Here is a 12,787-nt window from a genome sequence, read left to right on the forward strand (position 1 = left end):
AGTGTCTGGTTGCTCTAAATGGATAGCCCTTTTATTTAGACAGTGCTTTCAGTCGTATTTTTCGAATGCTGAGGTGTAGATGAGAAAGAGTGTTTGTGAGTTAAGTTTAAAACGCAGTGATATTGAGCTTGATGTAACAAGCCTGGCCTTAGTTTTTACACAGCTTAGTCGGTCTGGGAATAACACATTAAAAGATATTTCAAAATTAATTTCTGTGATTGTTCGCTTGTCAAATAGTCGAGGAGAACAAAATTTAGCCAAAAAAGAAGTAAAAGGATTTAAGTTAAAAGCAAGTAAATTTGCGCTAGGTATTACTGCTGATAGATTTGATGTCATGTATGATTTTGATGCTGATAATCATCAAGATCTATTTGATAAAGAAATCTCAATTGTTTGTGCTGCTATCAGCTCTCAATTTCAAACTATTACTTCTTGTTTTAATCTTATGGCTGAAGATCCAGATAAGGCCTATCAAAGCGCAGGAAAGAATAATTCTGCTTCGTTATACGAGGCTGCAAAAATTATTGATAGGCTTAGTGGTAGAGAAGAAATAATCATTGCTGTTACTGGAGAGGAAAGGGAAGTTAAATTACTTCCTAAATCTAGTCCACTTAAACCATCGGTAAAGCATAGCGAGGAGCTTGCCTCATTTGTTGGCTATGAGATTAACGTGGTTGACAAAAAAATCGAAACATTGTTATTGATCCGATTAAAGGAAAGGGTAAGCGGACAATATCATTAAACCAAGAGCAATATTCAGAACTAATGGCTCAATTTGGCTTTGCTCTGGATAAAGATGACGTATTTTTGTTCTTGGGGACTTGCTGCAAGTTGGTCTGACGATGCGCTCTGAGCGGTATGAAATAGCTAATTGGAAAGGATCACATGTTCCTTAGACAATGTATGCTTAGGACTAGGCATCACTAAGAGGTCACAGTGGACTTACCAGAACTTTACTAGACATATTTGGTTAGTCAAAACGTCTTTTTTGTTAGTTGTAGATGGGGTCGTTGTGAGTGTAATATTTTTAATGTGAAGTTTTATCAGTTATCTTGCCTTAGCACATTTAAATTCCTCCTCGCAGGCACATTAGCTGATTGAGTTGAAAAATATATAACTCCAATTGGATATATAATGATAACAAAAACGCGCATTTTACCTCTTTTTTGCTGTTACTTGCTCGCTACATTTATGGGGTATTTGGCTGCTCAACTCAAACTTCCTTTGCCTTGGATGATCGGACCGCTCGTTGGTATGGCACTTATCAACATGTTCATTAAAACTGTCGATATTCCAGTACGGACACGTCCTATTGGTCAGATTATTATCGCTGTGCAAGTTGGACTTCATTTCACATCTGATGCGTTTTCAGCGGTGTTAGGTCATGCTGGCGTTATTATCGGATTGGCATTAGCAACCATTTTTATGGGTTATGTTCTGTCACTGCTATTACAAAAAATAACCGGAGCAGACCCAGTCACTGCATTTTTGTCTTGTTTACCTGGTGGACCAGTAGAAATGGGTAATTTAGCTAAAACTTATGGGGGGGATCCCGGTCCAGTTATTTTTGCGCAAACTCTCAGAATTTCTTCTATTGTCATTATCATCCCCGTGGCGTTGTATTACTTATCCCACACCGAACCAAATGCACAGTTTTTGTTAATTGAAGAATGGAGTTATTTGGGGATGACATGTGTCAGTTTAGGTGCGATTGCTACATGTGCACTGTTTTATGTACTTAGAATAAACAGTGCGTTTTTTCTAGGTGCTTTGGCGTTTTCATGTACAGCTTCCGTCACAGAATTTATTCCTATTTCACCATATCCCCATGAAATATTGGCATGTGGCCAGATCTTATTGGGTACATGGTTAGGATCGACTTTCAGAAAAGAGATATTTCAGCGAGCCGGTCGGTTAGTCATGGGCATATTTGCAACGGCCACGTTGCTGATTTTAACTAGTGCATTTCTAGCGCTTATAGTGTCGCAGTTCAGCGATATTAATTGGCGTGCGCTGGTACTGGGCTCAGCACCTGGGAGCGTGACGGAAATGGCATTAACAGCCCAATTTTTAAATGAAGATGTCGCGTTGATAACCGCGTTCCACCTCGTCAGAATTTTTCTTATTTTACCAAATGTTCCTTGGATGCTTGCATTGGTTCGTAAGCGAGACAAGAAATTAGCATCATAACCAGTATATAGTCGCAATATTCAGTGCTGTGCTATTTTGTATTCGAGTTTTTCTCAAGCTAGCATAGGTAAGTATTATTTCAGTTTTTTCATTTGATCGCTAATATTGTCTAGGTTCGATGGTTCGATGGTTCGATGGTTCGATGGTTCGATGGTTCGATGGTTCGATGGTTCGATGGTTCGATGGTTCGATGGTTCGATGGTTCGGAAAAATAAGCATCGTGTGATGCGTGTCTATGGAAATACTGGCAACAGCACAGACGACATTAAGTAGATAGACAGGTCGGATCTTTAAATAGTGTTTACTTTTTCCTTTTGGAGTGGTCGGTTACCGCCTTCATTATCTGTACCTATGCATTTTATTTTTTCTTGTCCTATTAGAGACACTGTCTTATTGATATTTTCTCCGCATATTTTAGGTTTAGGGGAGAATGACAAAAATGTATCGATACGATGAATATGATAGGGCGTTGGTTAACGAGCGCGTAGAAGAGTTTCGCGATCAAGTGGCGCGTCGGATGAGCGGCGAATTAACGGAAGACGAGTTTTTGCCACTGCGTTTGCAAAACGGACTGTATTTGCAAAAACACGCTTATATGATGCGCATCGCTATTCCCTATGGTGCGTTATCCAGTGATCAAATGCGTGGTTTAGCGGTCATTGCCAATGAATTTGACCGTGGTTATGGGCATTTTACCACTCGTCAAAATATCCAGTTCAACTGGATCGAATTGGCAGATACGCCAGATATTTTGGCGCATTTGGCATCTATTGATATGCATGCTATTCAAACATCAGGCAACTGTGTGCGTAATGTTACTACCGAAGCTTACGCGGGCGTAGCTCCCGATGAAGAATATGATCCGCGTATTTTTGCCGAGATTATTCGTCAATGGGCAACAGTGAATCCTGAGTTTTTGTTCTTGCCTCGTAAATTCAAAATTGCGGTTAGTTCTAGCAAAGAAGATCGAGCGGCAGTGCGTATGCACGATATCGGTTTGTATTTGTATCGTGATGAAGAAGAAACATTGCGTTTTCAGGTTATGGTTGGTGGTGGATTAGGTCGTACGCCTTTCTTGAATAAAGCTGTAAAAGACGATTTACATTGGTCGGAGGTATTGTCTTATATTGAGGCGGTTCTTCGCGTCTTTAACCGCTATGGGCGACGCGACAATAAGTACAAAGCGCGTATTAAAATTCTTGTGAATTCATTAGGTGTAGACGCTTTTCGTGAAGAAGTAGAAGCCGAATGGCAGCAGATACGTGAGGGTTTTTCTACACTTACGGATGATGAATTAAGCCGTGTAGCTTCTCAGTTTTTATCGCCTCTTTATAACGCTTTAGATGATACTGATCTTAAATATGGCCAGCATTTAGCAAGTAATGACGAATTTTCTTCTTGGGCATCACGCAGTGTGAAACCTCATAAGGTTAGCGGTTATGCGTCGGTGGCGATTTCTACCAAGTTCCCTACCAACACGCCGGGCGATTTGAATGCTGAGCAAATGCAGCGTATAGCTGATCTTGCTGATCTTTATGGGTTTGGTGTGATTCGCATTGCTCACGAACAAAATATAGTGCTTCCGGATATCCCGAAAAAGTATCTTTTTAGTGTCTGGTCAAGTTTATGTGAAGTGGGTTTGGCTTTACCTAATGTGGGTTTAGTGAGCGATATGATTGTTTGTCCTGGGGCGAGTTATTGCAATTTGGCGACGGCACATTCTTTTCCTGTTGCTAAAAAAGTGGCTGAGGTTTACAGCATTGAAGAGCAGCTAGAAGTCGGTGATATCAGTATTAACTTATCTGGTTGTATTAATGCTTGTGCTCATCATCATATTGGCAATATCGGTATTCTAGGGCTGAATAAATCAGGCGAAGATTATTACCAAATTACCATTGGCGGAGCTCAAGGCAAAGACAGTCAAATCGGCAAAGTGATTGGCCCTGCGGTGAGTGAAGACGCGCTACCAAGAGTGGTTAAAAACATTACCAATGCGTATCTAGCGAATCGAGATGACAGCGAAACGTTTCATGAAACCTTTTTACGCATAGGTTTGGAACCATTCAAGTTGGCTGCTTATGAGTCGGTAGGAGTCTAGTATGAAGAATATTATCCATATTCAGTCTAATGATATGACGATCAGCAAAGCCGATGATTGGATTATTTTAGAAGAGGATTGTGACTCACTTGAGCCCCATCAAATCTTACCGATGAGGGCTTGGTTAGCGCGAGTTGAGCGAGGTGACAACGCGCCAACTGCTGTTTGGATTGATGTTGATGATGATCCAATGGAATTAAAAGGCGATATCGATAAGTTATCGTTTATCTGTGTTTTCTTTGCTAATTTCAAAGATGGACGTGGCTACTCGACGGCGTATTTACTGCGTAAGCGGTTAAATTATCAAGGTGATTTACGTGCCTTTGGTGATGTACTAAGAGATCAACTGAGCCTAATGCGCCAATGCGGTTTCGACAGTTTTGCGATTAAAGAAGGCAAAGATCCCCATGATGCGGCGAAAGGCATCAAAGGCTTGTCCGTCACTTATAGTGGTAGTGTATCGCAACCGAACCCGCTTTATAAACGGGTTCGTCGCTAGGTTTTATGTTTAACAAAAGCCTATCCAAGTAGTACGCTAAACAGCTTTTTGACAGCGGCTTGTCTTTGTTCGGTTAACGGGTGGATATAACTTAAACGTAAAAAGTTTTTATATTGACCCGACGCCGAGAAAAGTGAGCCGGGTGTCATGATCACTCCTTGCTCTAATACTTTGTTATAACTACGTTGTGTATTGATGGATTCGTTTAATTCTACCCACATAGAAATGCCGCCTTGGGCGTGGGTATAGCGAATTTTGTCACTCCAATGGGCATCTAATAAAGTCATCAGTTCCCTTTGTTGTTGCTTTAACGTATTGACCTGTTGAGCAAGGTAGCGACGATAATGACCTTCTTCTAAAAATGTCGCCAGCCCTTGCTGAGTGGATTCACTAGAAGACAGCTGAGTAACCAGTTTCAATTGAGTAATCTTGTCGTGCCATTTGCCTCCAAACACCCAACCAATTCTTAAGTCTCGCGATAAACTTTTCGAGAAAGAGCTGCACAGAATAACTTGTCCGTTAGGATCGAATTTCTTCAATGGTTCTGCTGTAAAAGGCGGAAAAGCCAAATCCCCATAGATATCGTCCTCTATGATGCAAAAATCTTTTTCGACCGCTAGATTGATGAGCGCTCGGCGGGCTTTTTCTGGCATAAATGCCCCGGTGGGCGTGGCGTAATTTGGGGACACAATGCAGGCTTTGATTGGCCACTCTGATATTTTTTCGGCCAAATCTTCAACGCTCAAACCCTCTTCAGGGTCAGCAGCGACCTCGATGATTTTCAGTTTGAGTTGTTCCATGATTTGCAACACGCCATAAAACGCAGGAGATTCCACGGCTACAGTATCGCCAGGTGAGCACGTCGCCATGAGAGAAATGAATAAAGCGTGTTGGCAACCACCGGTAATGCAAACTTGTGATGGATCTTGGTTCAAACCACGATAGCGATAGTGAGTCACAATGGCGTCTTTTAAACGCATATCGCCGCTTGAGTCGTTGTAGTAAAGGGCTTTTTGCGTGGGTCTAGAGCGAAGCGCTTTGCTTATGTGTCGGTTTAAAGTGATGAGGTGATTCGCATCATTAGAGGTGCCCGCTGTTGGCAAAATATCAAAGGCGGCACTGCGCGTCATGATGTCTTTTAGGATGGCTGGAACGGTTACGTCTCTGGGAGCGACGGGTGGATTAATGCGCTTTGGCGAGAGTCGGTCATTTGGTGTCGTTGCTTTTACAAAGTAACCTGATTTTGGTTTAGAAAAGATCAGTCCTTCCGCTTCGAGTCGATGCAAGGCATGTAACACCGTGGCTTTAGAAAAGCCCAAGCTCTGGCACATTTCTCGGACAGAAGGCAGCTTTCCGCTGGGTAAAAAGTGATTGGCTTTTATGTCTTTGCGTAACAAGTGTTCCAGTTCTAGGTATTTAAACTGACTCATGATCGCACCTTTAATAATGAATCTGTGCCTATTCTAAATTAATTTATTGTGCCTGTTCTGTATTTTTTTAAGCCTTACACTCAACAAAGTAATTATTTTTTGCTTTCTGACAGTGTAGAGGGTAGGCAGGGCACAATGATTGATTTAAATGCTATTGATTTGGCGCGAGTACAATTCGCGTTCACCGTCTCGTTCCATATTATTTTTCCCGCTATTACGATTGGTCTTGCCAGTTATTTGGCGGTATTAGAAGGCTTGTGGTTGTACACCAGAAAGCCGATTTACATGACCTTATGCCGATTTTGGATGAAAATATTCGCGGTTAACTTCGCCATGGGCGTTGTTTCCGGCATTGTCATGGCGTATCAATTTGGCACCAACTGGAGCCAGTTTTCTAACTTCGCAGGGGCGATTACCGGTCCACTACTGAGTTATGAAGTGATGACCGCTTTCTTCCTTGAAGCTGGCTTTTTGGGTGTTATGTTGTTTGGCTGGAAAAAAGTCGGCGAAAAGCTACATTTTGCCTCCACTATTTTGGTTGCTATTGGAACCTTGATCTCGATGACTTGGATTTTGGCGTCTAACAGTTGGATGCAGACCCCCCAAGGTTACGATATCGTTGATGGTCGCGTTGTACCTGTTGATTGGTTCGAGATCATTTTTAACCCTTCTTTTCCTTATCGTTTAGTGCACATGGGCTTGGCTGCTTTCTTGGCAACCGCATTGTTGGTCGGTGCTTCCGGCGCGTGGCATTTGCTAAAAGGCTCTCATGTAACAGTCGCGAAAAAAATGTTGTCCATGGCAATGTGGATGCTGCTTATTTCGGCACCATTGCAAGTGATGGTCGGTGATCAACATGGCTTAAATACTTTAGAGCATCAGCCAATTAAAGTCGCAGCCATGGAAGGACATTGGCATCAAACCGAAAAAGGTGAAGGCGTTCCGTTGGTTTTGTTTGGTTGGCCGAATATGGAAAAGGAAAGAAATGATTTTGCGATTGAAATTCCGAATCTTGCCAGTTTGATTTTGACTCACTCTTTGGATGGGGATATTCCACCGCTGACTTCTGTCGCACCGGAAGATCGTCCTTATGTGCCAGTGGTCTTCTTTAGTTTTCGCATCATGGTGGCGCTTGGCATCTTGATGATTGTGTTGGCTGTTACGGCATTGATGCTGCGTAAAAAAGGCAAAATCTACGAGAAAAAATGGTTTCTGCGCTTCTGTGTTGCCATGGGGCCATCTGGCCTAATTGCCATGCTTACAGGCTGGTTTGTCACAGAAACAGGCCGTCAGCCTTGGGTGGTTTATGGTTTGCAACGTACAGTGGATGCCGGCTCGCCCAATAGCGTTACTGCCATGAGTTTGTCGTTGCTGATTTTTGTGTTGGTGTATCTCTGTGTTTTTGGTGTAGGCGTGCGTTACATGTTGGCGCTGATTACCAAAGGCCCAGCAGACGATTATTCACTTGAAGACAATGAGCATTTGAATAAACGCCCAGCCCGTCCGCTATCCGCCGCTGATGGCGTAGAAATTTAGGAGACAGTGTCATGCATTTTGATTTACCGACTATTTGGGCCTTTGTCATCGGCTTTGGCTTGATGATGTATGTGTTCTTAGATGGCTTTGATTTAGGGATTGGCTTGCTGTTTCCTTTTATTAAAGACAAACATGAACGAGATATTATGGTGAACTCGGTTGCGCCCGTTTGGGATGGCAACGAAACTTGGCTTGTATTGGGTGGCGCAGGCTTATTGGCCGCGTTTCCTATGGCGTATTCGGTGATTTTGTCTGCCTTGTATGGGCCGATTTTGCTGATGTTATTTGGTTTGATTTTACGCGGTGTTGCCTTTGAGTTTCGTTTTAAAGCCACGGAGTCTCATCGCCCAATGTGGGACAAGTTATTCTTTGTTGGTTCCTTAATGGCCACCTTTGCTCAGGGTGTGGCAATGGGCGCGGTGATCCTTGGTTTTCAAGTAGAAAATGGCGAGTTTTCTGGTGGTGGATTGGATTGGTTGAGCCCATTTAGCCTGTTCACCGGTTTTAGTTTGTTGTTTGCTTATGGATTGCTCGGTGTAACCTGGTTGATCATTAAAACTGAGCACGGCTTGCAGAAAAAAATGCGCGCACTTATTAAGCCATTAACTCTGTTGCTCGCAGCTTGTATGTTTATTATCAGTATTTATACGCCAATGATTAACGAAAGCGTACGTGATTTATGGTTTAACTTGTCGAACATTATGTATTTGGCACCTTTGCCGATTTTCACGGCTACATTTGCTTTTTTGCTGATGGGGGCGGCGCATTCCAAAGAAGAATATCGCGCTTTCATCTGTACTTTATGCATGTTGTTTCTGGGTTATTTGGGTTTATGTGTCAGCCTTTGGCCAAACATTATTCCACCGAGTATTACCATTTATCAGGCTGCGGCACCAACGTCTAGCCTTAAATTTACCTTAGTCGGCGTGGTGTTTATTGTGCCTGTCATCTTGATTTATACCTTTTGGTCTTATCGAGTGTTTCGTGGAAAAGTGGTAGATACCGACGGTTATCACTAGAAAGCAGATAACAAAAGGGCTGGTGTTTACAACGAACCAGCCTTTTCTGAAGTTAGTTTGGAGGAAAATACGATGAAAAAAAGTCTTCATCAATTTAAATGGTTACTGATTTTTTGGGCACTTGGCGTTGGCTCACTTTTAGTGGTCGCGACGATTATACGCTTTGGTATGACTTTGGCTGGAATGGAATCTAAATAACGTTCTGTTTCAAATAAAGGCCTTTAGATATTAAAAAGGGAGCGCTCAACGCGCTCCCTTTTTAATACATGACTCTGGCTAGGTGCGCAGGCTGGTTGAGTAGTTCAGATAAAATAGTCATTTGTTCTTGGCAATGTTGTCTTGAAGATGGACCACCAAAGCAAATTCTTAATGCTTGTGGCGGATTGTTGTCCGTGGCAAATGCCGCGCTAGAAACCGCATTAACCCCTAATGAACGAAGCTTTGTAGCCAAATCTGATGGATTCCAACCTAGGTGTTTAGGCAGTTTTATCCAAAAATGAAAGGCGTTTTCTTCCATCAATACACTGTGTATTTTTAATGTTTCTTTGATCATTACTTGCCGCGCATTGGCTTCTCTTTTAATTGCTTGGATCATGTGATCTAACGTCCCTTCGTTTATCCAGCGACAGACAATGGTATGCATAATCGGGTTTTCCATCACATTCAAGGAGCGTAATGCGCCAGCTGTGTATTCGGCTTTACGATGCGTTGGGCACAATATAAAACCGGTGCGCATTCCGGGGCCAAAGCACTTAGATAAGCCATTGATGTAATAAGTTAATTCTGGTGCAAGCGTAGCAAAGGTGGGAGCCGAATCATGGCTGATTAAACCATAGGCATCGTCTTCGATTATTGGAATACTAAAGCGCAATGCGACGTCTGCTAACGCTTCTCGACGACTTTTTGAAATACTGGCTGAGGTAGGATTTTGCATGGTTGGATTGATGTACAGCGCGGCGACATCGTGGGTTTTGCAAGCGTCTTCGAAGGCATTCACCAATGGGCCGTCACTGTCTCTTTCCAGGGAAAATAGGGTTTTGCCAAGTTGAGCGGCAATGGTTTTAATGCCCGGATAAGTAAGGCTATCGACACAGATAATTTGCTGATTACTGCATAACTGAGTGACCAAAGCGACCAAGCCACTGTGGATGCCGGGGCAAGAAACCACTCTATCTAAGGTGGCATTCATCACGCGTCGTTTTATTAATCCTAAAAAGCATTGTTTGGTTTCTGGGCTACCGCCAAAATCTTGGTAGCGAATACTGCTTAATAAGTCTGCCGAGGCAATGCTACTTAACGCACCGTCTTTTAGCTCTTCTAATAGCGTTGGAATCGATGGTTCGATCACCAAATTCATGGTCATTTCATAGGGCGCTAGACTCGGTTTTACCGCGGGTACTTTGCCTTTAATAAAACTGCCCGCGCCTGTGGTGGTGTCGATGAGTCCACGCTTTTTCGCTTCGCTATAGGCACGAGAAGCGGTTGAGTAATTAATCCCTAAGGCTTCCGCAAGATCACGCATCGGCGGCAGCTTATCTTGCGGCTGCAGTTTTCCTGATTCGATGTTTTCGTTAATCAGTTCGGCAATACGTTTGTAGGCAGGATATTTGCCTTTGTTATCGAGTTCTTTTTTCCAAGTGGCCAGAAGTGATGTCGACATAGTTGGCTCTTTCAGTTAGATAAATTGATTGTATTTTATTATGCAATCAATTTTATAAATGTCGCAAGTAGTTACTACTTTCTTTGTTAAGACAAAATGCTTTCAAGCACAGTTTTGATCGAAGCCACAACTGTTTGAATGAGCGGACTTTGGTCGTCTTTTGCTCGCCAAGCCGCTTCAACGGGGTAACTTTCTAGCTCAAGAGGACATGGCAGAACTGTAAGATCGTCTAGTTGTGCTAGGGCGGTTGCAGCGTGGGCTGGAATAGTTGCGATACGATTTTCTTGTTGCAAAAAAAAGGGTAAAGCAGCGAAATGTGTGGTTGAAGCAATGATATGACGCTTCAAATGATTTCTTGCTAGGGCATTATCGACAATGCCTACATAACCCGCGGACGACACCAAAACATGATCAAAGCTAATGAATTCTTCTAAGGTCAGTAATGGAAGTTTTTGGGTGTAACGACGGTTAATAATGCAACTGTAATGGCTTTTTCCCAATAATTGGCGGCGAATAAAGCGGCTATTTCCTGTGCCAGAAGTGATGGCAACATCAATAACGTTGTCTTGTAATAAGTCCGGCACAATGACGCTATAGGCTTGGCGAAAAATAGGACGTAAATGCGGCGCATCTAAGGCTAATTTTTCAATCAATTTACCGGCTAGCGCAATTTCAAAATCATCGGATAAGCCGATTACTATGGTGCGGTTTTGATAGTTGGTTGTGTTGTGATTGACCAATTGTAGGGTTTCACGAATTTTATCGAGAGCATCAAAAATCAGTGGTTTTAGCTGATGTGCTGTGGTCGTTGGAGCTAATCCCTTGCCTTCTCTTACAAACAAACGATCGTTATAAAGTGTTCTTAGTCGACGCAAAGAGGCACTCACCGTTGATTGAGTGAGGCCAAGTGTCTGCGCTGCCCGACTGGCGCTGCCTTCTATGTAGAGGGCTTCAAATACTTTTAACAAGTTCATGTCAGTCGATGAAATATTGATGTCATTCATAATGCTTAGTCATGGATTGGGATGTTGGAGTTTATCAAAAGACTTTACTCTGAATAGAGGTTTTGTGACCAATACTTTCATCAAGAAAACATCGTTAACGAGGTAGTATTTATGTCAGCGTTTATCGTCTGTGCATTACAAATTGGCTCTCATCCTGAGGGCAAAGCTCGCACTTTAGAGCATATCTTATCTTTTGAAGAGCAAATCATTGCCTCTCAATCCAAGCTGGTGGTGATGCCGGAAGCCTTGCTGGGTGGTTATCCTAAAGGAGAAACCTTTGGTACTTACCTTGGTTATCGAATCGATGAAGGCCGCGAGACATTTGCCACTTATTTCGATAACGCTGTGACGGTCCCAGGTGAGGAAACCGATACTTTGGCTGAGTTATCAGCAAGAACCAAAGCGGCGATTGTTATTGGTGTGATTGAACGCAGTGGTAGCACGCTCTACTGTACGTCTTTGTACTTTACTCCAGAGAATGGCCTTGAAGCGAAACATCGTAAACTCATGCCCACCGGAACGGAGCGTCTTATTTGGGGGCTGGGTGATGGTTCGACCTTACCTGTGGTAGAAAGTCAAGCAGGCCGATTGGGCGGCGCTATCTGTTGGGAAAACCATATGCCGTTATTACGTGCAGCCATGTATGCCAAAGGCGTGGATATTTGGTGTGCACCAACGGTCGATGAGCGGGATATTTGGCAAAGCACCATGCGTCATATTGGTCACGAAGGCCGCTGTTTTGTGGTGAGTGCGTGTCAAATTCAGCCTTCGCCAGAAGTACTTGGTATTGATGTTCCTAATTGGGATAATCAACGCCGTTTGATCCGTGGAGGCAGTATTATTATCGATCCTATGGGCAATGTTCTCGCTGGACCATTGCAAGATAGAGAAGGTTTGCTTAGCGCGTCGATTGATCTTGCGGATATTCCTAAAGCTCGTTATGACTTAGATGTATGTGGTCATTATTCGCGTCCAGACATTTTTGAACTTACGGTGGACGAGCGCTCAAAGTCCGGCGTTGTGTTTCAAAAATAGTTTAATCAACAATGGCGCATTTCAAGGCAGGTTCTATAAATCTGCCTTTTTTATTTCTCTTCCTGATTTTTCCACGTTTTTCTAATTATTTACCTCTCCTTTTATGGATTGAGCGTTGTTTTATGTTCGTTTTTTGCACTCAATTGGTGACTGTCTGAGCATAATGAAACTTTATAGTGCGAAGTAGAGGTTAGGCTAGATCTAGCTTTAAACCTATTTTTATCTATTTTTAAAAAAAATTCTTGTGAATTTTTTCACTCATGTTTTGCTTTATCGCACATTGATTGCTTTTTGTCTTACGATCATTGGCACTCCG

At 42.8% G+C, this 12,787-nt stretch carries 12 protein-coding genes; 9 read left to right on the top strand and 3 right to left on the bottom strand.

Features of this window, described 5'->3' with window-relative positions; genetic code table 11:
• The first annotated feature begins 79 nt into the window (after window positions 1-79).
• From TY87_RS18610 to TY87_RS18630, 5 genes are all read left to right on the top strand, one after another.
• Complete coding sequence (locus TY87_RS18610; protein ID WP_100188195.1) at window positions 80-742, top strand: hypothetical protein; 663 nt, start codon at window positions 80-82, stop codon at window positions 740-742.
• A 392-nt stretch (window positions 743-1,134) separates the two neighbouring features.
• Window positions 1,135-2,190, top strand: coding sequence for an AbrB family transcriptional regulator (locus TY87_RS18615; RefSeq protein ID WP_100188196.1), 1,056 nt, complete (start codon window positions 1,135-1,137; stop codon window positions 2,188-2,190).
• 126 nt (window positions 2,191-2,316) lie between these two features.
• The gene (locus TY87_RS22520; protein ID WP_157789921.1) at window positions 2,317-2,463 is read left to right on the top strand and encodes a hypothetical protein; all 147 of its coding nucleotides are present in this window, start codon (window positions 2,317-2,319) and stop codon (window positions 2,461-2,463) included.
• Window positions 2,464-2,629: 166 nt separating this feature from the next.
• Complete coding sequence (locus TY87_RS18625) at window positions 2,630-4,288, top strand: nitrite/sulfite reductase (RefSeq protein ID WP_100188257.1); 1,659 nt, start codon at window positions 2,630-2,632, stop codon at window positions 4,286-4,288.
• A gap of 1 nt (window position 4,289) precedes the next feature.
• A complete protein-coding gene (locus TY87_RS18630; RefSeq protein WP_100188198.1) occupies window positions 4,290-4,787 on the top strand; it encodes a DUF934 domain-containing protein in 498 nt (165 codons plus the stop codon).
• A gap of 20 nt (window positions 4,788-4,807) precedes the next feature.
• Here the strand turns inward: TY87_RS18630 and TY87_RS18635 are convergent, their stop codons facing one another.
• Window positions 4,808-6,217 (bottom strand): aminotransferase-like domain-containing protein, encoded by a 1,410-nt coding sequence (locus TY87_RS18635; RefSeq protein WP_100188199.1) that lies wholly within the window; start codon window positions 6,215-6,217, stop codon window positions 4,808-4,810.
• A 135-nt stretch (window positions 6,218-6,352) separates the two neighbouring features.
• Here TY87_RS18635 and TY87_RS18640 point away from each other — a divergent pair, with 135 nt between their 5' ends.
• From TY87_RS18640 to TY87_RS18650, 3 genes are all read left to right on the top strand, one after another.
• Entirely contained in the window at window positions 6,353-7,753 is a 1,401-nt protein-coding gene (locus TY87_RS18640; RefSeq protein ID WP_100188200.1) for a cytochrome ubiquinol oxidase subunit I, read from the top strand.
• Window positions 7,754-7,764: 11 nt separating this feature from the next.
• Complete coding sequence (gene cydB / locus TY87_RS18645) at window positions 7,765-8,772, top strand: cytochrome d ubiquinol oxidase subunit II (RefSeq protein ID WP_100188201.1); 1,008 nt, start codon at window positions 7,765-7,767, stop codon at window positions 8,770-8,772.
• Window positions 8,773-8,844: 72 nt separating this feature from the next.
• Window positions 8,845-8,970, top strand: coding sequence for a DUF2474 family protein (locus TY87_RS18650; protein WP_083766349.1), 126 nt, complete (start codon window positions 8,845-8,847; stop codon window positions 8,968-8,970).
• Window positions 8,971-9,031: 61 nt separating this feature from the next.
• Here the strand turns inward: TY87_RS18650 and TY87_RS18655 are convergent, their stop codons facing one another.
• Both TY87_RS18655 and TY87_RS18660 read right to left on the bottom strand, forming a co-directional pair.
• The gene (locus TY87_RS18655; protein ID WP_100188202.1) at window positions 9,032-10,432 is read right to left on the bottom strand and encodes an aminotransferase-like domain-containing protein; all 1,401 of its coding nucleotides are present in this window, start codon (window positions 10,430-10,432) and stop codon (window positions 9,032-9,034) included.
• An 86-nt stretch (window positions 10,433-10,518) separates the two neighbouring features.
• Window positions 10,519-11,436 (bottom strand): LysR substrate-binding domain-containing protein, encoded by a 918-nt coding sequence (locus TY87_RS18660; RefSeq protein WP_100188203.1) that lies wholly within the window; start codon window positions 11,434-11,436, stop codon window positions 10,519-10,521.
• A 111-nt stretch (window positions 11,437-11,547) separates the two neighbouring features.
• On the opposite strand from TY87_RS18660, the gene TY87_RS18665 reads away from it, so the two are divergent.
• Window positions 11,548-12,471: a carbon-nitrogen hydrolase family protein gene (locus tag TY87_RS18665; protein WP_100188204.1), complete on the top strand. Its 924-nt coding sequence runs from the start codon at window positions 11,548-11,550 to the stop codon at window positions 12,469-12,471.
• The last annotated feature ends 316 nt before the right edge of the window (window positions 12,472-12,787 follow it).

The organism is Marinomonas sp. BSi20584, assembly GCF_002792415.1.
Lineage (GTDB): Bacteria > Pseudomonadota > Gammaproteobacteria > Pseudomonadales > Marinomonadaceae > Marinomonas > Marinomonas polaris.